The following is a 21189-nucleotide window of genomic DNA, read 5'->3' as shown; positions in this document are numbered from 1 at the left end:
GCGCTATCCCTTAATGCTTCCGGCGGTGAGTCCCGCCATGATGTGCCGTTGGAAGATGAAGAAGACGATGATCATGGGGATGCTGGCGATGACCAGGCCGCCCATGACTTGGTTCTGGGTCACCGCGCCGGCCGTCTGCGACAGGCCCACGCTGATCGTCATCTTGTCGCTCTCGGTCATGACCAGCAGCGGCAGGACGAAGTCCTTGAACGCGGTGACGATCGTGAAGATGGACACCACGCCCAGGATCGGCCGGGAGACCGGCAGCACGACCGACCACAGCACCCGTACGGGTCCCGCGCCGTCGATCTGCGCCGCCTCGATCAGCTCCCGCGGTATGGAGTCGAAGAAGCGTTTGAGCAGGAAGATGTTGAAGCCGTTGGCCGCCGCCGGGAACCACAGGCCCCACGGGTTGTTGAGCAGCCCGAGGTCCACGATCGTGACGTAGAGCGGGATGAGGATCACCATGGGCGGGATCATCAGCGTGGCCAGCATCGCGCCGAGGATCACGTTGCCGAACATGGGCCGCAGCTTCGACAGCGCGTACGCCGCCGACACGTCCACGACCATGCAGAACAGCCACCCGCCCAGGGCGTAGTAGGCGGTGTTCGCCAGCAGTGTGCCGATGTCGAACAGGTCCCACGCCTCGAAGAACGGGTCGAGCGTCGGCTGCGCGGGGAAGAGCGTCGGCGGCATCTCCGCGACCTCTTCCGGCGTCTTCATCGCGCCGGTGATCATCCAGTAGAGCGGGAGGACGAAGGCCAGGCTGAACACCACGATGACGGTGACCAGTGCCAGCCAGTAGAGCCGCCGTCCCCACCGGCTGTTGAGCTGGTGCGGCGAGATGATCGTCCGGAACTGCACGTGGATCGGCTTCGGTGTCCTGCGCCGTCCTCGCGAGGCGGCGCGCCGGTCCGGCGGCCGCCGCCCGCCCGCCTCGTCGCGTCCCCTGGTCGTCTCCGATGGTCTCACTTCGTGAGGCGGCTCGGTCGCCGTGTGCCGCCGCCCGGAGCTCATGCGTCGTCCTCCCGGGTGGTCCTGAGCTGGAAGGCGGCGAAGGCGAGCAGCACGATCATGAGCATCATGCCCAGCGCGCCGGCCTGGCCGTAGTTCATCTGCGAGAACGCGAACTGGTACATCAGGTACGCGACCGACACCGTGGCGTTCTCCGGCCCGCCGCCGGTGAGCATGTACGGCTCGATGAACACCTGCATGGTCGCCACGATCTGCAACATCAGCATGAGCAGCAAAATCAGCCGGGTCTGCGGGATCGTGACGTGCCTGATGCGCTTGAGGATGCCGGCCCCGTCGAGCTCGGCGGCCTCGTACAGCTCGGGCGGGATGTTCTGCAGCGCGGCCAGGTAGATCAGCGTCGCACTGCCCATGTTCATCCAGGTCGAGACGATGACCAGGGAGATCAGGGCGGTGGACGAGCTGTCCAGCCAGGCCAGCGGTGGCAGGTTGACGAGGTCGAGGATCTGGTTGAACAGCCCCGGCCCCGGGTCGTAGAACCACCTGAACAGCAGCACCGCCACGATCGGTGGCAGCATGACCGGCAGGTAGACGACGAACCGCAGGTAGGCCCGGGCGTGGCGCAGCTCGTTGAGCACGAGCGCGACGACGAACGGCACGGCGTAGCCGCAGAGCAGTGCGAGGAGCGTGAACTCCACGGTGTTCAGCCAGGCCTCACCGAAGGCCGGATCCTGGACGGCACCCTCGAAGTTCTCCAGGCCCACCCACTCGGGCGGGTTGATCAGGTCGGTCTTCTGGAAGCTCAGAACGAACTCCCTGGCCATCGGATACCAGGCGAACACCGTGAAGCAGAACAGCGCCGCGCACAGGAAACCGTAGGCCGTCAGGTTACGCCGCAAAAGTCCCACGGTGTCAGCCCTTGGCCGCCAGCAGGTTGTTGACCTTGGTCTCCGCGTCCGCGAGCAGCTCGTCGATGTTGGCGTCCTCGCGGCTCAGCACGGCGGACATGGCCACGTCGAGGACGGCGTAGATCTCCTGGGCGTGCATCGGCTCGGCCTTGGGCGCGATGGACGCGGCGGAGTCGACGTAGGACTGGTAGTTCTCGACCGGCAGGGAGGCGTTCTTCACGCGGTCGGACTGGATGGCCTGGCCGGTGGCGGAGTCTCCGTATACGGCGTTGTCGGGCACGCCGACCGGGTTGCCGATGGACTTGCCGCGGGCGAAGTCGAAGCGGCCCTTGCCGACGGTGTTGAAGCGGAAGTCGACCCACGCCATCCCGGCCTTGGCCTCCTCCGGGGTGGCCTTCGGGTTGATCATGTACGCCTCGCCGCCGCTCAGGGACGCCTTGGCCTCGGGGAGAGCGGTGATGCCGTAGTCGGCGGTCTTGCCCTTGAACTTGGTGACCACGTCGGTGACCACGTCGGGGGCGCCCAGCATCATGCCGACCTTGCCGCCGCCCATGGCGACCATGAGCGACTCCCAGCCGATCAGGAGCTTGTTGCCCATGCTGTTGTCGACCCAGCGCATGTCGTGCAGCGTCTGCAGCACGGCCTTGCCCTCGGGCGAGTTGAAGGCGGCCTTCTTGTTGTCCGGGGTGAGGATGTCGCCGCCGCGGCCGTAGATGGCCTGGGTGAAGTGCCAGCCGCCGGTGTTGCCGCCGGAGTACTCGCCGTAGCCGACGTAGCCGGAGCCGAGTCCGGCGATCTTCTTGGCCGCCTCGCGCACCTCGGCCCACGTCTTGGGCGGGGTGTTGGGGTCGAGCCCGGCCTGGGTGAACAGGGCCCGGTTGTAGACCAGGCCGACGCCGTACAGGACGTTCGGGACGCCGAAGACCTTGCCGTCCTTGGTGACCAGCTCGCGGGCGTCGGTGCGCAGGTCGTTCCAGTTCTTGATCGTGCTGGTGTACTGCGTGATGTCGAGCGCCTGGCCCTGGGAGATGACATCGTTGTAGTTCGTCACCGGCACCACGAAGACGGTCTCCATCTGGCCGCCCGCCAGCTTGGGACCGAAGGTCTTGGGGTCGAAGCACGGCTGCTGGTCCGTGCTCTTGACCGTCACGCCGGGGTTGGCCTTCATGAACGCGGCCACGTCGTCGTCCCAGGCCTGCCGCTCCTTGGGCGCGGTCCTGGCAGGCTGGCAGGCCACCGTGATCGTCACGGCCTTGGCGCCGGCAGCGGAGGGAGTGGCAGGTTCACCCGAGCCGCAAGCCGTGGCCGCGAGCCCCAGCACGGTTGCGAGCAAGAGTCCGGTGGATCTCTGCATGGTCTGACCCTTCTGATGCGAGGTGCCCACACCATAGGATCACGGCTCAAAACCCGCAAGATTTCGACTGTATATTGCAAGATAACGACTAAGTCACACCGCTCCGGCCCTGGCCCGGGCGGTGGAGGCCCTGACCACCAGCTCCGGCTCGAACAGCAGCTCGTCCGCCGGCACGGCGGCCTTGTCGATCTGGGCGACCAGCAGGTCCACGGTGGCCCGGCCCATGGCGTCGATCGGCTGGCGGACCGTGGTCAGCGGCGGCTCGGTGCAGTTCATCAGCGCGGAGTCGTCGTAGCCGATGACCGAGATGTCGCCCGGCACGGTGAGCCCGGCGCGGCGGGCGGCCCTGACCGTGCCCAGCGCGAGCATGTCGCTGGCGCAGATGACGCCGCTCACCCCACGCCTGACCAGCCGGGCGGCGGCCGCGTGCCCGCCTTCGAGGGAGAACATCGTGTGCTCGACCAGCTCCGGGTCGCCGCCCTCCGCCTGGAACTTCTCCAGCTTGCGCCGCGAGGGCATGTGGTCCTTCGGCCCGAGCACCATGCCGATCCGGTCGTGGCCGAGCGCGCGCAGGTGGGCGAGGGCCATCTCGGCGGCCACCAGGTCGTCGCACGACACCTGCGGGAAGTCGAGGTGCCGGACGGCGGCGTTGACCAGGACCGTGGGGAGCTTGCGCTCGTGCAGCAGCTCGTAGTGCCCGTGCGAGGCGTCGGCCTGGGCGTACAGGCCGCCGGCGAAGACGACGCCGCTGACCTGCTGCTGGAGCAGGAGGTCCACGTAGTCCGCCTCGGAGACGCCGCCGAGCGTGCGGGTGCACAGCACCGAGGTGAACCCCTGCTGGGCCAGCGCGCCGCCGACCACCTCCGCGAAGGCGGGGAAGATCGGGTTCTGCAGCTCGGGGAGCACCAGGCCGACCAGCCGGGCCCGGTCGCCGCGCAACTGGGTCGGGCGCTCGTAGCCGAGCACGTCGAGTGCCGTGAGCACCGCCTCGCGGGTCGCGTCGGACACCCCGGGCTTGCCGTTGAGCACGCGGCTCACGGTCGCCTCACTCACGCCGACCTTCTTGGCCACCTCAGCTAGTCGTCGAGTCATGCGCAAACTATAGGGCCTTGAGCGCAAGCGCTTGCAATGACTTACGTGGATCGAACGTCGAACCTTGCAGCGCCCTACGGCGATTCTCCTGCGAGTTCCGGGTTCCTGACCAGCACGGGAAGACATCACTCCACCGGCTCAGTCAGTCAAAGGTTTGCGAAATGCAGTCGAAATATTGCGGCCATGTGCGCGGCATCTTATGGTTCGGCCAACCGACTCAGCCGAAGGGCCACCCCCCATGAGAGCACTCTTAGCCGCCCTCACGTTACTCATCGGCCTCCTCGTGGCACCCGCCGCCGCCCGGGCCGCGGCGGACACCAACCTCGCCGCCGGCAAGGCCGCCACCGCCAGCAGCTCCACCGACGTCTACCGTGCCGCCAACGTCACCGACGGCGACCAGGCCACCTACTGGGAATCGGCCGGCAACGCCTTCCCGCAGTGGGTCCAGGTCGACCTCGGCGCGAGCGCCAGTGTCAACCGGCTCGTGCTCAAGCTGCCCGCGGGCTGGCCGAGCCGCACCCAGACCCTGACCGTCCAGCACGGCGCCACCGGATCCGGCCTCAGCACGCTGGTGCCCGCGGCCACCTACACCTTCAACCCGACGGCGACCATCACCTTCGCCGCCACCACCACCCGCTACGTCCGGGTGCAGATCACCGCCAACACCGGCTGGCCGGCCGGGCAGCTCTCCGAGCTCGAGGTCTGGGGCGCCGGCACCGGCAACCCGCCGGGCGGCGGTCCCAACCTCGCCCTGGGCAAGCCCATCACCGAGTCCTCCCACACCCACACCTTCGTCGCCGCCAACGCCAACGACGACAACCCGCAGACCTACTGGGAGGGCGCGGCCTACCCCAACACCCTCACCGTGCAGCTCGGCGCCAACGCCGACCTGACCTCGATCACCCTCAAGCTCAACCCCGACCCCGTCTGGGGCCGGCGCACGCAGACCGTACAGGTGCTGGGCCGCGAGCAGAGCGCGAGCGGCTTCGCCTCCCTCGTCTCCGCCACCTCGTACGCCTTCGACCCGGCCACCGGCAACTCCGTGACCATCCCGGTCACCGCCAAGGTCGCCGACGTACGGCTGCAGATCACCGCCAACTCCGGGGCGCCCGGCGGCCAGGTGGCCGAGTTCCAGATCTTCGGCACGCCCGCGGCCAACCCCGACCTGACCGTCTCGAACCTGACCGCCGCGCCCGGCTCGCCGATCGAGACCGACGCCGTCACGCTGTCGGCCACGGTCAGGAACGCCGGCACCGCGGGCTCCGCCGCGACCTCGGTCAACTTCTACGTGGGCACCACCAGGGCCGGCACGGCCAGCGTGGGCGCGCTGGCCGCCGGAGCCTCGACCACCGTGTCCTCAAATATCGGCACAAGGGATGCGGGTACGTACCAGCTTTCCGCCAAGGTGGACGAGGACAACCGGGTCATCGAGCAGAACGAGGCCAACAACACCGCCAGCGGCACGGTCACCGTACGCCCGGTCGACACGGCCGACCTGATCGCCTCCCCCGTCGCCTGGACGCCGGGCAACCCCGCCGCGGGAAACACCGTGACGTTCACGGTGGCGATCAGGAACCAGGGCACGGTCGCCTCGTCGTCCGGCGCCCACGGCATCACGCTCACCGTCCTGAACGACTCCGGCTCCGTCGTCCGCACGCTGACCGGCTCGACCAGCGGCGCCATCGCTCCCGGCGCGACCACCGCCCCGGTGAACCTGGGCACCTGGACGGCCGCCAACGGCAGGTACACGATCAGGACCGTGCTCGCGGCCGACGCCAACGAGCTGCCGGTCAAGCGGGCCAACAACACCAGCGACCTGCCGCTGTTCGTGGGCCGCGGCGCGAACATGCCCTACGACACGTACGAGGCCGAGGACGCCGCGATCGGCGGCGGCGCGGCCCGCGTCGGCCCGAGCAGGGACATCGGCACCATCGCCGGCGAGGCCTCCGGGCGGCGCGCGGTGACGCTCAACCAGAACGGCGCCTACGTCGAGTTCACCACCAGGGCACCGACGAACACCCTGGTCACCCGCTTCTCCATGCCCGACGCCCCGGGCGGCGGCGGGCTCAACTCCACCCTGAACGTCTACGTCGACGGCACGTTCCTCAAGGCGATCAGCCTGACCTCCCGCTACGCCTGGCTCTACGGCGCCGAGGCCGGCCCGAACAACTCCCCCGGCTCCGGCCCGCCCCGGCACATCTACGACGAGGCGAACGCGATGCTCGGCACCACCGTGCCGGCGGGCAGCAGGATCAGGCTGCAGAAGGACGCGGCCAACGCCCACACGTACGCGATCGACTTCGTCGACTTCGAGCAGGTGGCGCCGATCGCCAACCCGGATCCGGCGCGCTACGCCGTACCGGCCGGGTTCTCCCACCAGGACGTGCAGAACGCGCTCGACCGGGCCCGCATGGAGGCCAACCTGGTCGGCGTCTACCTGCCCCCGGGTGACTACCAGACCGCCGGCAAGTTCCAGGTGTACGGCAAGTCCGTCCGGGTCGTCGGCGCCGGCCCCTGGTACACGAGGTTCTTCGCGCCCGCCGGCCAGGAGAACACCGACGTCGGCTTCCGCTCGGAGGCCACGGCCAACGGCTCGACGTTCGCGAACTTCGCCTACTTCGGCAACTACACCTCGCGCATCGACGGCCCCGGCAAGGTGTTCGACCTCTCGAACGTGGCCAACATGACCATCGAGAACATCTGGGTAGAGCACCAGATCTGCATGCTGTGGGGCACCAACACCGACAACCTGACGATCAGGAACTCGCGCATCAGGAACGTGTTCGCCGACGGCCTGAACATGACCAACGGCAGCACCGGCAACCGCGTCTCCAACATCGAGACCAGGTCCACCGGCGACGACAGCTTCGCCCTGTTCTCGGCCATCGACAACAACTCCGGTCAGCAGTTCGGCAACGTCTACGAGAACCTGACCTCGCTGCTCACCTGGCGGGCCGCGGGCATAGCCGTGTACGGCGGCTACGACAACACCTTCAGGAACATCTACGTGGCCGACACGCTCACCTACCCGGGCGTGACGATCAGCTCGCTGGACTTCGGGATCCCGATGCACGGGTTCGGGGCCAGCCCGCCGACGACGTTCGACAACATCTCACTGGTCAGGGCCGGTGGGCACTTCTGGGGACAGCAGACGTTCCCGGCCCTGTGGGTGTTCTCCTCCTCGAAGGTGTTCCAGGGCATCCGGGTCAGCAACCTGGACATCGTGGACCCGACGTACAGCGGGATCATGTTCCAGACCGGCTACTCGGGCGGCGCGCCGCTGAACCCGGTCACGGACACGGTCTTCACCAACGTGTCGATCAGCGGGGCGCAGAAGAGCGGTGACGCCTTCGACGCCAAATCCGGGTTCGGGATCTGGGTGAACGAGCTCCCCGAGCCCGGCCAGGGCCCCGCGGTCGGCTCGGCGACCATCAACAACCTGCGCATGAGCAACAACGCGCAGAACATCAGGAACACGACCTCGACGTTCACGCTCACGACTGACTAGAGCTCGTCCCTGGTGGGCAACCCCTGCCAGTCGCTCACGCTGGTCACCGCGGCGGCGCTCAGCAGCGCGCCGCGGTGCAGGCGCTCCTGGGGCGTGAGACCGTCGAGGGCGGCGCTGATGTAGCCGGCCGCGAAGGCCTCGCCCGCGCCCGCCGTGTCCACCACCGGGACCTGCCAGCCCGGCACGTCGTAGCGCATGCGGTCGGCCCGTACGCTGGCGCCCTTGGCGCCGCGGTCCACCACGACCTCGCGCTCCGGGGTGAGGGCGGGCTTGACCAGGTCCAGCTCGTCCTGGCGGAGGAAGAGCAGGTGGGAGTCGCAGGCCAGCTCGCCGAGCACCTGCTCGGCCTCGCGTACCGACGGCCAGAGCTCGGGGACGTACTCGACGGCGAAGGAGACGACCACGTCGGCGTTCTTCGCGGCGCCGACGGCGACCCGCACGGCCTCCAGGGCGTCGCGGCCCAGGGCCGCCGTGAGGCCCGTGACGTGGAGCATCTTGGCGGCCGCGATCCGGTCGATCGGCACGTTGCCCGGGGCGAGGAGGGAGCCCGCCGAGCCGGTGCGGTAGTGGGTGACCTTGAGTTCTCTGGCCACGTGGGTGTCTCTCAGGAGCAGGCCCGTCTGGAGTCCCTCGGACACCCGCACGTCCGTGACGTCCACGCCCTCGCCCCTGAGCACGGTGAGTGCCCTGGCGCCGAGTTCGTCGCCGCCGACCTTGCCCAGGAACGCGGTCCGGTGCCCGAGCCGTGCCAGGGCGACGGCCAGGGTGAACTCGGGTCCGCAGACGTCCAGCCTGGCCTCGCTCTCGTGGCGGACCCGGCCGCTGGAGACGACCCCCAGCGCCTCCCCGAGTGTGTAGACGTCGGTCATGGATCTCGACTGTAGTGGTTCAAGTCACCCCAAAAAGGATTTTTCATCGTAAGTGCAGGTAAACACCGTGATCAAATATTTTTCTGGAACTTTAGCCAACTTTTCCCCCATCACGTGCCTCTAAGTTGTTGTGGGTCGGCCACCCCGGGCCGGCGCCTAGTCCATACGGGGAGAGGAATCAGCACCCTCATGCAGAAGATCGCAGTAGGTATTATTTCCGCCATGGTCGGCGGGTCCATGTTGGTCGCGGGCGCGGGCGCCGCCTCCGCCTCCACCACCACCTCCGCTCACACCTCCGCGGACGTCCGGATTCGCGACATCTCGCCGAACCCGGTCGTGGTGAAGGACGGCGACGAGGCCAAGGCGTACTTCAACATCGCCGCCACCCGCGACGTCCGGCGCGTCTCCCTCAGCGTGGCCCCCGTCTCGGGCCAGCACACCATGAGCGCCAAGAGCGTCAAGGACCTCCACCACTGGCGCTACTCCGTCGAGTTCAACGACAACGACCAGGCCGGCAAGTGGAAGGCCACCGCGGTGGCCTACAACCGCTACGGCAAGGTGGTCGCGAAGGACGACTCGTACTTCTCGGTCATCATCAAGAAGAAGGACGACACCCGGATCTCCCTCAACGCCGGCCCGTCCAAGGTCCGCAAGGGCAAGAGCGTCTACTTCTCCGGTGTCCTCCAGGCCAAGGACCACCGCTGGGAAGGCGTTCGCGGCGAGAAGGTGAACGTCTACTACCGTCAGAGCGGCTCCAGCGTCTGGAAGTGGGTCGCCTCCGACTACACCTCCTGGGGCGGCAAGTACAGCGCCAAGACCCGTGCCTACAAGAGCGGCACGTTCAAGGCGGTGTACGCCGGCGACAGCAGGCTGCAGGACACCACGAGCCGCTACGACTACGTGCGTGTCTACGGCTGGTAACCCGGCCGGTTTCACAACACCACCGCCGGCCCGGCCCTTCGTGGGCCGGGCCGGCGGCTTTCTGTGCGGCCCGGCCCCTCACGGGGTCGGGCCTCCAGCTTTTTCGGCCGGATCGCTCGCTCCGAGGTTTATCGATCACTCGAACGCGCATGGACTGTCGCATTGCGTTGATCGACCCCCGAAGGAGCCACGCATGCCGCACCCCGTGATCGCCCTCGTCCTGAGCATGACGAGCACGCTGGGAGCGGCCCCGTCAACCGGATTGTCCGTCCGCTACGAACCGGCCGGTTCCCCGCAGGCCGAGCAGGCCAGGGAGCTGCTGAAGGACAGCGACGTCCTGAAGACCCGGATCCGGCTGCCCGAGCCGGTCAAGGTCGTCGCCCGCGACTGCGACTCCCCGACGGCCACCTGGGACCGCGCCGAGCGCGAGATCACGATCTGCTACTCGCTGGTGGACAAGGTGCGCCGCACCATGGAGGGCATCTCGGAGACCGAGGAGGCCGACGCGAAGGTGGCGGCCACCCGTACGGACGGCGCGCTGGCCGCGCTCTTCCACCACGAGCTCGGCCACGCCCTGACCACGCTGAACGGCATGAGCGACAGCGATCCGCAGGCCGACGAGTTCGCCGCGCTGACGCTCCCCGTCGACGCGCCCGGGAGCGTCGTGCCCGCCGCCGAGGCGCGCCACCTGCTCGCCGCCGGCCACGCCGGCATCGACCACCTCTCGGGGATGGCCGAGTCCGCGACCTTCGCCTGCCTCCTGTACGGCGCCGACCCCACCCGGTACGACCGCATCGCCCGGGGCGGCTGGATCCCCGCCGAACGCGTTCCGACCTGCGTCAACGACTACAACCGGGTCAAGTCAGCCATTGGATCCAAAGCCGTGAAAGTCACCATATGAGGGGTAGCGTCCGTGTATGGAGCTGCTCAATAGCTTTGACCCGTTCGACATCTTTGACGCCGAGGCGGCAAGGCTCGACCGGTTCTTCGCCGGGCTGGACGAGGCCGGCTGGGCACGGCCCTCGCGCTGTGCGGGCTGGTCGGTCCGTGACTTGCTCGGGCACCTGGCGGGCGAGGAGCTGTACAACCACGCCTGCCTCGACGGCACCGTGGAGGACCTGCTGACCCGGCTGGCCCGCGCGGGAGTGAGCGGGTACAACGACTTCAACGAGTGGTCCGTGCGGCAGCGCCGCGACCGGCCGGTCGAAGAGGTGCTGGCGGAGTGGCGGGAGCTGAACGGCGAGACGCGCCGGCACATGCGGGAGCTCGGCCCCGACGCCCTGCTCGACACGATGGCCGGGCCGTATCCGGCGGGCAAGCAGGCCTTCCACTACGACTCCGAGTACGCCACCCACGCCGACGACGTCGGCGCCCCCGTGTCCGAGGAGGAGGCCGACGGCCGCACGGCGTGGCGAGTCGCGGTGGGCCGCTTCGCGCTGGTCGAGCAGGAGGCCAAAGTGCAGGTCGAGCAGACGGCCGAGCAGATCTGGGCGGCGGTGGACGGGGTCAACGCCACGTTGTCCTACCCCGAGTTCGTGGAGGCCACGGTGGGGCGGCTGGGCCCGGACACCCGGCTGGACCCCCGGATCGTCGCGGCCCTGAGGTGCCTGGCCTGAGGGAGGCCGTCATGTGGCTACGCAACCGGCGGGGCACAGAGCCGCTGAGCGCGCGCAGCCCGTTGCGGGCCCGGCGGATCCTGTCCCTGGTCGCGCTGGTGCTCGGCGTCGTGATCGCGGTGCTCTTCGCCGTGCTGGCCATGCGCACGGGAGCGGAGGTCTGGCGCTGGGAGGCGGCCATCGCGGCCGCCGTGGCCGTCGTCGCCGCCATCGACCTCCTGGTGCTCCGGCATCGCCGCTGAGCTTCAGGTCGTCAGTACGGCCAGGAGCAGCAGGACGATCAGCAGGCCACCGACCGAGAAGATCATCCAGACGTGGGCCAGGGCCCACATGCGCAATCGGTCGCCGCAGGCATGGGGGAAGGCGTTCCCGTCAGACTCGATCTTGTTGATCGCCGCGACACGCTGGGCCAGCTCGGGATCCTCCCGCTCGAGAGCCAGCTCGATCTCAGCGAGGATGCGGCGTTCCCTTCCAGTGAGACTCATCGCGATCACCATTGCTCTCACGCCGGTGCCTGCGTTACCCATGAGTAGCCCGAGCATGCCCGCGCTAGTGCGGGAACGCCTTGGCGGGCGCGGCGTCACCTCCTCGCGGAACGCCTCGATGACGGCGGCGATCTGCCGCATCAGCACCGTGTCCTCGATGCGATCCAGGTAGAGCGAGCGCCTGGCCAGCGCGTCGAGATCGACGGCGAAATGGATCGACATGAGAGGGTTGATGAACAACTCGCTGCCCCGGGTCCTGTCAGTGAAACGCACGTCGCCGAACTCGCCGCGTACAGCGGCCGCGATGGACCCGTGCACGATGCTGGGATGGGCCGGTGTCTCCTCCCGGGCGTGGGCCACCGCGTCCAGGTAAAGAGACCCTGGTCCGGTGGCCCTGGACAGCGAGAACGCGCCCAGGTATCCTCCCTCGCGCTCCAGCGCCGCGAGGTTCTCCAGCACCTGCGTGTGGTTGACGCCGTGGAAGGCGTCCACACCGAAGCCGAGGCAGGCGACGACCTTCTCCGGGACGTCCAGGCCGTGCACGGCGGCCAGGCTCGCCATGTCCTCGGCCGGCGTGCCAAGGCCCGATTCGTTCGCGCAGGGCCAGGGCGAGGGACAGGCCGGCGTGAACGTCGAAGCCCCCGCCCGCGCCGGCGACGAGGATACGGTTCGTACCCGTCAGCCGGGCGGACAGGGGCGATGGCAGCGTGTGTCACATCTTGCCGTGCGCTGCCCTGGTCCGGGGTGTGCTCAGCGCTTGCCGTAGCGCTGCTTGAAGCGCTCGACGCGGCCGGCGGTGTCGAGGATGCGGCCACGGCCCGTGTAGAAGGGGTGGCTGGCCGACGACACGTCCACGTCGATGACCGGGTACGTCTTGCCGTCCTCCCACTCGATCGTCCTGCCACTGGTCCGGGTCGAGCGGGTGAGGAAGGCGAATCCGACGCTCGGGTCGCGGAAGACGACCGGCCGGTACGCGGGGTGCAGGTTCTTCTTCATGCCCCCTCCAACCGAGCGATAACGGTTTTCATTCCCGCGCTTCGGGGTCGAGTCCGAGCACCGTACGCGCGCCGTCCAACGGGCTGACCCTGGGGCCCGCCCAGGCCAGGGCGTCCGGGTCGCGTTCGACGGCGACGACGGTGCCGCCCTCGCCGAGCAACCGCTCGACCACGGCTTTTCCGATACCACGCCCGCCGCCGGTCACCACATAGGAAAGAGTCATGAGACCGACGTTATGGTGCGGCAATTCCCGGTATTCCGGCCATCCGTAGTGACATTTATCACCGTATTTCCGGGAGATGAACGGGAACTATTCTGGCGTGATCGCTACAACCGAGCTGAAGTCGCCCACCCGGTTGATCGGCGCACTCGCGATCACCCAAACAGCCGGATACGGCATTCTTTATTACGCTTTTTCTGTCTTCATTCCGCCGATATCCCGGGACCTCGACACCGGGGTCACGCAGCTCACCGGGGCGATCACGCTGGCCGTGCCGGTGTCCGGACTGGCGGCCCCCGCCATCGGGCGCCAGCTCGACCGGCGGGGCGGGCGCGGCCTGATGACGGCGGTGATGCCGGCGACCGAACCGCCGGCGATCGACGCGACCAGACCGCCGGCGACCCACGCGACCAGACCTCCCGCGATCGGCGCGATCGGGCCGGGGAAGCGCCCGCCTGACCGGCGTTGTGCGAGCATGGGAGCACCGCAGCCTCCCACGACACCCGGGGGCCTGGGGCGCCGGCCGGGACGCCTATCGCCATGGGCGAACCCGCTGCCGAACCGGCGATACTTCCGCCCGCGAACACGTAAGGTAGCCGCATGGATACCCCCACCGAGGTTCTGCACCGCGTGTTCGGCTACGACTCGTTCAGGGCGGGTCAGCAGGAGATCATCGACCATCTCGTGGGCGGCGGGGACGCGCTCGTCCTCATGCCCACCGGCGGCGGCAAGTCGCTCTGCTACCAGATCCCCGCCCTGGTGCGCCCCGGCGTGGGGATCGTCATCTCGCCCCTGATCGCGCTCATGCAGGACCAGGTGGACGCGCTGCGGGCGCTCGGCGTGCGGGCGGGGTTCCTCAACTCGACCCAGGACTTCGACGAGCGCCAGCTCGTGGAGGCCGAGTTCCTGGCGGGCGAGCTCGACCTGCTCTACCTCGCGCCGGAGCGGCTGCGCGTCGAGGCCACGATGCGGCTGCTGGCCAAGGGCGAGATCTCCGTGTTCGCCATCGACGAGGCCCACTGCGTGGCCCAGTGGGGACACGACTTCCGCCCCGACTACCTGGCGCTCTCCGAGCTGCGCGAGCGCTGGCCCGAGGTGCCGCGCATCGCCCTGACCGCCACCGCCACCCCGGCCACCCACGCCGAGATCGCCTCCAGGCTCGGCCTCGACCAGGCCCGTCACTTCGTCGCCGGCTTCGACCGGCCCAACATCCACTACCGCATCACGCCCAAGAGCGAGCCCAAGCGGCAGTTGCTGGAGTTCCTGCGCACCGAGCACCCGGACGAGTCCGGCATCGTCTACTGCCTGTCGCGGTCGTCGGTCGAGAAGATCGCCGAGTTCCTGACGGACAACGGCATCGCGGCGGTGCCGTACCACGCGGGGCTCGACGCCCGTACTCGTGCCCTGCACCAGGCCCGCTTCCTGCGGGAGGACGGGCTGATCGTGGTGGCCACGATCGCCTTCGGCATGGGCATCGACAAGCCCGACGTGCGTTTCGTCGCCCATCTCGACCTGCCCAAGTCGGTGGAGGGCTACTACCAGGAGACCGGGCGGGCCGGGCGCGACGGGCTGCCCGCGACCGCCTGGATGGCCTACGGGCTGCAGGACGTGGTGCAGCACCGGCGGATGGCCATGGAGGGCGACGAGGCGCACCGCCGCCGCCAGGTGCTCCACCTGGACGCCATGCTGGCGCTGTGCGAGACCGTGGGCTGCCGCCGGGCGATGCTGCTCGACTACTTCGGCCAGAAGGGCTCCGAGCCCTGCGGCAACTGCGACACCTGCCAGACCGCCCCGGAGTCGTGGGACGGCACGGTCCCCGCCCAGAAGGTGCTCTCGACCGTGCTGCGGCTGGCCCGGGAGCGGCGGCAGAAGTTCGGGGTGGGGCAGGTGGTGGACATCCTGCTCGGCAAGAAGACCGCCAAGGTGCTGCAACACGGCCACGACACGCTGACCGTGTTCGGGGTGGGGTCGGAGCTGGGCAACGCGGAGTGGCACGGGGTGGTGCGCCAGCTCCTGGCCCAGGGCCTGCTGGCGGTGGAGTCCAACCACGGGACCCTGGTGCTGACCGACGCCAGCGCGGCGGTGCTGCGCGGCCAACGCGAGGTCCTGCTCCGCCGCGACACCATGCGTCCGGCCCGGGCCAAGTCCACCACCGGCTCTGCCAAGGCGACCCAGGCGGCGGAGCTGTCCCCCGAGGCCGCCCCGGTCTTCGAGCGCCTGCGGGCCTGGCGAGCGGGGGCGGCGAAGGAGCAGGGGGTGCCCGCCTACGTCATCTTCCACGACGCGACACTGCGGGAGATCGCCACCATGCTCCCGACCTCGCTGGCGGAGCTGGGCCAGGTCAACGGGGTCGGAGAGAACAAACTGGCGAAATACGGCGAGCAGGTTCTGGAGACGCTACGCGAGGACACCTGAAGGCCTGGCCGCCTGTGGATGGCAAGGTGCCGATCATGGACTTGGCGCGGGCCGGAGGCGGTGCGGCCAGGGCGGGTCGCGTCGCGTGAGGTGCCAGCCGACACAGACCGGAGTTGGTCCCCGCCCATCTCACAGGTGGACCTGGAGAGTTACCGGTAGGTGAAGGACACCGCGTTGCTGTGCCCACCAAGGGTGTCGACATGGACGTCGACGGTGCCGGTCAGGCCGGAAGGGACGGTGACGACGAGCTGCGCGCTGGAGCCGAACACGATCGTCCCATCGCGTTGCGTGTCGCCGCTGACGAAGTGGGCCCTGATGGTCTGGCTCACGAAGGCGGTGCCACGGATCTGGATCTGGGTGCCGGCGAAGGCGGTGTCGGGGGCCAGGGACTCGATGGACGGGGGGTCGAAAAAGGTGAGGGCGTCCGGCAGGGTTGCCGTGCCACCGGCGGTGCGGATGGACACGTCCTTCATCTGGAGCCAAGGAACGGCGCCGACCGGAGGGATGGGATCGGGACTAACGCTGATCTGGGAGTCGGTCGTGGGCGTGATCAACGTGGCCGTGACGCCATCGATGAGCACCTGGTTGGCGGTCAGTAAACGGTGACCGAAGACCGTGATGTTCGATGGATTTTCCGCCCCCTGCCAGGAGGGAGCGACAGAAATCATGATCGGGCGGGCGATGTAGTAGAAGGGAAGTGGGTTGCTGGTCCCGTTGGGTCCGGTGACGGTGACATGCACCATCCCGGTGCCAGACGGTAGAACGCAGGTGACGGTCGCCTCCGAAGGCGGGGTGGCGACGGGCACTGCCCTGGCGCCGATATTGACATGCGTCACGCCGGTGAGACCAGCCCCATCAATGGTGAGGGTCTGGCCGGAGTTGCCCTGATTGGTGCCTTGCGGTCCGGCGGCAAGCGAGGTGATCAGGGGTGGGGGCACCTTGCGCTCCTTTCAACGCAGTGTGAAGGGGGCTGAGAACTGGCCGGAGCGCGGTCGGCTGGGGGACGGCGGCCCGGGATAGCCTCAGCGATCCAGATATACCCGACAAACATGGAAAGTAATCGAGCGATTGCTATGAGTTACCGTAGCCTGCGGGGGTCGCCGGCGTGTGAGACGTCATCAGCACCGTGCCGGCCTGGCGTCTGAGTCGATGCCAGAGCCGAACGAGCGCGAAGATCCGACCTCGCCGCTGCGCTGGCGTGGTGGTGGCGACGGCCGCACGAAGAACGGTCGTCGCCACCACGTCGGGCGGCCTGGTCGCGGTTGTCGGCCTGGGCGTCCGCTGACCGGGCCGGACGGTTTCATCCCCCTGGCGCTGTGATCGGGGGTCGTAGCCGGTGGGCGCTTCGCACTTCTCAGCGTATCGGCCGGGCCCCTGTGGGTTTCGGCGGAGATGTGCGGATGGATGACTGGTCTGGCTGGGTGTACAGGATGATCGTACGGCGTGTGGGCGGGAAATGCGGGATGGGGAGGGGGCTCGGTTCACGAGGTGGGGGGTTTTGGCTGGTCAGGGCGGCGGCCAGTTCCGGCCAAGGGTGAGGAGCCGGGTGGGGTTGGGGTCCGGGAGGCTGGTTGGGGTCGAGGGGAGCTGGGCGGGTCAGGGTTGGCGGGAGCCGGCCGGGTCTGGGGTGGGAAGCCAGCCGGGGTCGCGGCCGAGGTAGGCGAGGAGGTGGTTCTGGGCGGGGGCGCGTGGGGGGATCATCAGTTGGGGTGCGAATCTGGATGGGCGGTCCCGTCGGGTGATGAACAGGCGGGCCAGGTCGAGGAGTTCCTCGGCCAGGGACGGGGGGATCGGGTGGTGCTCACCGCAGGATTTTGAGATGTCCCAACCGTGCACCGTGATCTCGATCGCGCCGATCGCGGCCACCATCGGGCTTGTCAGGTGGCGGTCCGCAATGGAGATCAGGTCGTTCGCGAGCCCTGCCGCCCAGTGGCCGAGCAGGTCTCTGGCGCCGTCGCGGAGGGCGAGAGCCGGGTTGGCGCCGTGGGCGCGGATCGACTTCGGGTATGGGGCGATCTGGCCTGTGGCTGCCTCGTTGAGCGTCTGGAGCGTGTCGTTCATGTGGTCCAGCAGCTCTCGCAGGTTCCAGTCGGCGCACGGTGTGGTGTGGCAGAGGGCATCCGGGGTCACGATGCGCAGGCTGCCGAGCGTGTAGTCGATCGCGCGTTCCAGCAAGGCCGCACCCGCGATCGTCGCCCGTCCGCAGTCACCCGCTCCCCCAGCCGGCACCTGCTCGCGCCCATCCGGCCGCGCGGCGGAGGCCTGTCCGCGGCCCCAGGAGCTTGCCTCTTGCGGCCGCGCACGCCCCCAGGCGCTCGATGGGTGGGGACGGGGTTGGGGGGAGTCGTTCGCGTCCTTGGCCGTGGTCCATTCACGCTCGCTCATATCGCCTCCTCGTGGATGAGGACCCGCCTGCGGGTGAAAAGTCATCGGGGGCGGGATGACTTCCTGGTGCGGCGCCGATCCGGTTGATCACCGTACGCTGGGAACGGAGCGAAAGGATCTGCCATGAGCGTGCTCAGTTGGCTGTTCGACCGTTTCCTCGGCCTTCCGAAGGCCACGACGCCCGCGGTCGAGGTCACCCGTGATCTGTCCGTGCCGATGCCGGACGGCGTGGTGTTGGTGGCCGATCGTTACCGCCCGCGCGGCGCCGGGCCGCTGCCCGTGGTGCTGGTGCGCACCCCGTACGGAAAGCACCGGCTCCTGGCCAAGGGCCTCGCGCAGGTGCTGGCCAGGCGGGGTATGCAGGTGCTCGTCCAGGACGTCCGGGGCACCTTCGGCTCGGGCGGGCGGTTCTCGGCCTTCCATCAGGAGCGGGACGACGGGCTGGCCACGGCCGCCTGGCTGCGGGAGCAGCCGTGGTGCGACGGGCGGCTGGCGATGACGGGGGTCAGCTATCTGGGGTACACGCAGTGGGCGGTCGGCCCCTACCTCGATCCGCCGCTGGAGGCGATGTGCCTGGGGGTCACGGCCAGCGAGTTCACCACATTGTTCTATCCCGGCGGAGTGCTCGCCCTGCACAACCTGCTGACCTGGTCCGCGCTGATCGGCACGCAGGAGGAGGTACGGCTGGGCGGCCTGCTGCCGGACCCGAGGCGGCAGCGGCGGTTGCGCCGGGCCATGGCGCACGTGCCGATCAGCACGTCCGACGTGGCGGCGATCGGCAAGAAGGTGCCGTTCATGCGTGAGGTGGCGGCTCATGCCGAACCCGGGGACGAGTTCTGGTCCGGCACCGAGAACAACGCCGCAGTGGCCAAGTTGACCACGCCGACCAGTATGGTCACCGGGTGGTGGGACCTGCTCCTGCCCGCGCAGTTACGCGACTTCGTGGCGTTGCGGGAGGCGGGGCGGCACAGCAGGATCGTGATCGGGCCGTGGGGGCACGATCTGGGTGCGATCCGGGCGCTGCTGGTCGATCAGGTGTCATGGTTGTCGGCCCATCTGCTCGGTCACACCGACCGATCACACCGCTCCCCCGTGCGGCTCTATCTGCAGCGGGCCGATCGGTGGCTGGACTTCGACCAGTGGCCGCCCGCGCGGTCGACGCCCACGTCGCTGTTCCTGCTGCCCGGTCGCGGGCTCGGCTGGGAGGCGCCGCCGGAAGGGACGGTCCCCGCCACGTTCACGTACGATCCCGCGCATCCCACCCGCTCCACCGGCGGGCCGCTGCTGGACGTGCGGCTGTCGAAGCAGCGCGGCAACCGGGGCATCGAGCTCCGCTCCGACGTGCTGGTCTACACGGGAGACCCGCTCCCCCGCGACCTCGACCTGGTCGGCCCGGTCACGGCGTCCGTGTACGTGCGCACCGACACCGGCCACGGCGACCTCTTCGTACGGCTGTGCGACGTCGACCCGTCCGGGGCCTCGCGCAACGTCACGGACGGCATCGTCCGGCTGCCCCAGGAGGTGGGGGAGGTCAGGGCCGAGATCGAGCTGCATCCGACCGGATACCGGTTCAAACGCGGGCATCGACTGCGGGTGCAGGTGGCGGGCGGGGCGTTTCCCCGGTTCGCGCGCAATCACGGGACCGGGGAGCCGGTGGGGCGGGCGGTGCGGACCCGTACCACGCGGTTCGAGGTGTTCCACGACGCCGGGCGTCCGTCGGTGGTGACACTGCCCGTGCTGGACAGCGATCAGGACACGACGAGCCGGTAGCTCGTCAGGTGACCAGGCGGCGCGATTGGGTCTGTGCGCGTTCAGCCAGGGGGCGGAGATCTACCGGACGCGGGACTACTTCGCCGTACGCGGCAACGCCGCCTTCATCTTCGGCATGGGAAGCACCACGTGGGAGGAGCACCTGCCGCTGATCGAACAGATCGCCGGGCGGTTCGAGCTCACTGACCTGCCGCCGTCCGGCTCCCGGAACCTCTTGCCCTGATCGGGAGTAGTCAGGGCAAGGAGGTCCGATGAAAGTGCCGATGGTTCGGATGGTCACCCTTGTCGTACTGGTGGCCGGATGCGCTGGGGAGGCGCCTGCCGTGTCCCGGAGCTCTGCCGCCGGCTCCACGCCGGCTCCGGTGGTCGCCAAGGCCGGGTGCGACGGCACTCAGGTGCTCATGGGCGCGGGGTTCCCGGAGGTGCGGGGAACGGCTCGGGACGCCGAGTTGTGGGGGTTGCTGTTCATCGGGGCACCGCCGATCAAGCGGGGCGAGCAGACCAAGATCGTGTGGCGGATGACGGGTGAGGGGCCGTTGCGGATCGAGGCCACGCTCCCCGACGGGACCGCCGCCAGGCGGCTCTGGGGCCCGGAGGAGCACGAAGGATCGACCTGGCGGCGACCCGGCGACGAGTGGGGCACGGGGTTCGTCTCCCGAAGGCCGGCTGCTGGAAGGTCCAGCTCACCCGCACGCGCGGCTCGGGCCACGTCTGGCTTCCCGTCCGTTAGCGGGCACGAGGGTCACGCCCGGCTTCCCGATCGTTAGATCACAGGCGGGGCAGGGCGCGGTCTATGAACGTCGTCACGTCGTCCAGGACCTCGTCCTTGTTGGTCTCGTTGAACACCTCGTGCCTACCGCCCGGATAGATGCGCTCCGTCAGGTTCGTACCTTTGGTGGCCTCGATTCCGGTGCGGCTGCCCGCGAGCGGGACGAGCGCGTCGTCGGCCCCGTGCACCCACAGCGTGGGCAGCGCCCCCAGCCGGCCGTTCTTGGCGATCTCCGCGAGGGTCGTGGCGAGCGCCTCCAGGGTGGGGCGCTTGAACGGGCCGTGCCACACCAGCGGGTCCTCCGCGTACGCGGTGCCCACGACGGGGTCGCGGGACAGGGTGGCGGGGTCGATGGGGGTGTGGGGCGGCTCGTCATACGCCAGAAGCGTGGTCAGGACCTCCCACTCGCCGATCACCGGGCCCGACAGCACCAGGGCGGTCAGGTCGTCACCATGGCGCTGCGCGTAGCGGGTGGAGATGAGGCCGCCCATCGAGTGGCCGATGACCACCACGGGCACGCCCGGGTGCTCGGCCCTGGCGTGCTCCACCACGGAGCGCACGTCCGTGACCACGTCCTCGAAGTCCTCGATGTGCACCCTGTCGCCGTCCGACCTGCCGTGGCCCATGTGGTCGGGCCCGTAGACGGCGGCGCCATGGCGGACGAGCCGGTCCGCCACGTACTCGTAGCGGCCGATGTGCTCGCCGTACCCGTGCACCAGGACGGCCACGTAACGCGGCCGGTCATGCGGCCACGCGCGAACCGTGTTGCGGCCCCTGGTGCCGGTGAAGGTGTGCTCGCGTGACTCCGCCATGCTCACTCCCTCGTTAGAAATTGCGGTGAGCGTACGACGCGCGCCAGTTGATCGTCCACCGGCGGACCGCCACGATGTCCGAAAACCGCTGACTTTT

Annotated in this window: 21 protein-coding genes; 9 read left to right on the top strand and 12 right to left on the bottom strand. The window is 69.0% G+C overall.

Annotation, left to right across the window (positions count from 1 at the left end; all coding sequences use genetic code 11):
- Positions 1 to 3: 3 nt before the first annotated feature.
- The 4 genes from ABGB18_RS23320 to ABGB18_RS23305 all read right to left on the bottom strand — a co-directional run bounded on the left by ABGB18_RS23320 (position 4) and on the right by ABGB18_RS23305 (position 4326).
- Positions 4 to 1017 (bottom strand): carbohydrate ABC transporter permease, encoded by a 1014-nt coding sequence (locus ABGB18_RS23320; RefSeq protein ID WP_347697688.1) that lies wholly within the window; start codon positions 1015 to 1017, stop codon positions 4 to 6.
- Positions 1014 to 1880, bottom strand: a complete 867-nt coding sequence (locus tag ABGB18_RS23315; protein WP_347697687.1) for a sugar ABC transporter permease — start codon at positions 1878 to 1880, stop codon at positions 1014 to 1016. Before ABGB18_RS23315 ends, ABGB18_RS23320 begins: the two co-directional genes overlap by 4 nt.
- A gap of 4 nt (positions 1881 to 1884) precedes the next feature.
- Complete coding sequence (locus ABGB18_RS23310) at positions 1885 to 3234, bottom strand: extracellular solute-binding protein (RefSeq protein ID WP_347697686.1); 1350 nt, start codon at positions 3232 to 3234, stop codon at positions 1885 to 1887.
- Positions 3235 to 3327: 93 nt separating this feature from the next.
- Entirely contained in the window at positions 3328 to 4326 is a 999-nt protein-coding gene (locus ABGB18_RS23305) for a LacI family DNA-binding transcriptional regulator (protein ID WP_347697685.1), read from the bottom strand.
- A 238-nt stretch (positions 4327 to 4564) separates the two neighbouring features.
- Here ABGB18_RS23305 and ABGB18_RS23300 point away from each other — a divergent pair, with 238 nt between their 5' ends.
- Positions 4565 to 7834, top strand: a complete 3270-nt coding sequence (locus ABGB18_RS23300; protein ID WP_347697684.1) for a discoidin domain-containing protein — start codon at positions 4565 to 4567, stop codon at positions 7832 to 7834.
- Here ABGB18_RS23300 and ABGB18_RS23295 read toward each other — a convergent pair.
- Positions 7831 to 8703 carry a sugar kinase gene (locus tag ABGB18_RS23295; protein WP_347697683.1) on the bottom strand — a complete coding sequence of 291 codons (873 nt, stop codon included), beginning with the start codon at positions 8701 to 8703 and terminating at the stop codon, positions 7831 to 7833. The genes ABGB18_RS23300 and ABGB18_RS23295 overlap by 4 nt on opposite strands.
- Before the next feature lie 222 nt (positions 8704 to 8925).
- Between ABGB18_RS23295 and ABGB18_RS23290 the strand changes: the two genes are divergently transcribed.
- From ABGB18_RS23290 to ABGB18_RS23275, 4 genes are all read left to right on the top strand, one after another.
- Positions 8926 to 9624 (top strand): hypothetical protein, encoded by a 699-nt coding sequence (locus ABGB18_RS23290; RefSeq protein WP_347697682.1) that lies wholly within the window; start codon positions 8926 to 8928, stop codon positions 9622 to 9624.
- A gap of 193 nt (positions 9625 to 9817) precedes the next feature.
- Positions 9818 to 10525, top strand: a complete 708-nt coding sequence (locus ABGB18_RS23285) for a DUF4344 domain-containing metallopeptidase (protein WP_347697681.1) — start codon at positions 9818 to 9820, stop codon at positions 10523 to 10525.
- A 16-nt stretch (positions 10526 to 10541) separates the two neighbouring features.
- Positions 10542 to 11240, top strand: coding sequence for a maleylpyruvate isomerase family mycothiol-dependent enzyme (locus ABGB18_RS23280; RefSeq protein WP_347697680.1), 699 nt, complete (start codon positions 10542 to 10544; stop codon positions 11238 to 11240).
- A gap of 11 nt (positions 11241 to 11251) precedes the next feature.
- Positions 11252 to 11482, top strand: coding sequence for a DUF6343 family protein (locus tag ABGB18_RS23275; RefSeq protein WP_347697679.1), 231 nt, complete (start codon positions 11252 to 11254; stop codon positions 11480 to 11482).
- 3 nt (positions 11483 to 11485) lie between these two features.
- Here ABGB18_RS23275 and ABGB18_RS23270 read toward each other — a convergent pair whose 3' ends face one another.
- The 4 genes from ABGB18_RS23270 to ABGB18_RS23255 form a co-directional block, all read right to left on the bottom strand.
- Positions 11486 to 12286, bottom strand: a complete 801-nt coding sequence (locus ABGB18_RS23270; RefSeq protein WP_347697678.1) for a DUF3040 domain-containing protein — start codon at positions 12284 to 12286, stop codon at positions 11486 to 11488.
- A 189-nt stretch (positions 12287 to 12475) separates the two neighbouring features.
- Positions 12476 to 12721: a type B 50S ribosomal protein L31 gene (locus tag ABGB18_RS23265; protein ID WP_347697677.1), complete on the bottom strand. Its 246-nt coding sequence runs from the start codon at positions 12719 to 12721 to the stop codon at positions 12476 to 12478.
- A gap of 28 nt (positions 12722 to 12749) precedes the next feature.
- Positions 12750 to 12944 carry an SDR family NAD(P)-dependent oxidoreductase gene (locus ABGB18_RS23260; RefSeq protein WP_347697676.1) on the bottom strand — a complete coding sequence of 65 codons (195 nt, stop codon included), beginning with the start codon at positions 12942 to 12944 and terminating at the stop codon, positions 12750 to 12752.
- A 183-nt stretch (positions 12945 to 13127) separates the two neighbouring features.
- Positions 13128 to 13418, bottom strand: a complete 291-nt coding sequence (locus ABGB18_RS23255; RefSeq protein ID WP_347697675.1) for a hypothetical protein — start codon at positions 13416 to 13418, stop codon at positions 13128 to 13130.
- 123 nt (positions 13419 to 13541) lie between these two features.
- Between ABGB18_RS23255 and recQ the strand changes: the two genes are divergently transcribed.
- Positions 13542 to 15356 (top strand): DNA helicase RecQ, encoded by a 1815-nt coding sequence (recQ, locus tag ABGB18_RS23250; RefSeq protein ID WP_347697674.1) that lies wholly within the window; start codon positions 13542 to 13544, stop codon positions 15354 to 15356.
- Between the two features lie 149 nt (positions 15357 to 15505).
- On the opposite strand, the gene ABGB18_RS23245 is transcribed toward recQ, so the two are convergent.
- On the bottom strand, positions 15506 to 16294 hold the full coding sequence (locus ABGB18_RS23245; RefSeq protein WP_347697673.1) for an IPT/TIG domain-containing protein: 789 nt from the start codon (positions 16292 to 16294) through the stop codon (positions 15506 to 15508).
- A 658-nt stretch (positions 16295 to 16952) separates the two neighbouring features.
- Positions 16953 to 17741, bottom strand: a complete 789-nt coding sequence (locus tag ABGB18_RS23240) for a TIGR03086 family metal-binding protein (RefSeq protein ID WP_347697672.1) — start codon at positions 17739 to 17741, stop codon at positions 16953 to 16955.
- Between the two features lie 123 nt (positions 17742 to 17864).
- Between ABGB18_RS23240 and ABGB18_RS23235 the strand changes: the two genes are divergently transcribed.
- From ABGB18_RS23235 to ABGB18_RS23225, 3 genes are read left to right on the top strand one after another with little or no spacing between them, the layout of a single operon-like run.
- Positions 17865 to 19511, top strand: a complete 1647-nt coding sequence (locus tag ABGB18_RS23235; RefSeq protein ID WP_347697671.1) for a CocE/NonD family hydrolase — start codon at positions 17865 to 17867, stop codon at positions 19509 to 19511.
- A gap of 25 nt (positions 19512 to 19536) precedes the next feature.
- Entirely contained in the window at positions 19537 to 19734 is a 198-nt protein-coding gene (locus ABGB18_RS23230) for a hypothetical protein (protein ID WP_347697670.1), read from the top strand.
- Positions 19735 to 19762: 28 nt separating this feature from the next.
- Positions 19763 to 20278, top strand: coding sequence for a hypothetical protein (locus ABGB18_RS23225; protein WP_347697669.1), 516 nt, complete (start codon positions 19763 to 19765; stop codon positions 20276 to 20278).
- A 1-nt stretch (position 20279) separates the two neighbouring features.
- Here the strand turns inward: ABGB18_RS23225 and ABGB18_RS23220 are convergent, their stop codons facing one another.
- Complete coding sequence (locus ABGB18_RS23220; protein ID WP_347697668.1) at positions 20280 to 21092, bottom strand: lysophospholipase; 813 nt, start codon at positions 21090 to 21092, stop codon at positions 20280 to 20282.
- Between the last annotated feature and the right edge of the window lie 97 nt (positions 21093 to 21189).

Source organism: Nonomuraea sp. B12E4, from assembly GCF_039871825.1.
GTDB lineage: Bacteria > Actinomycetota > Actinomycetes > Streptosporangiales > Streptosporangiaceae > Nonomuraea.
This window is presented reverse-complemented; position numbering and strand designations above follow the sequence as displayed.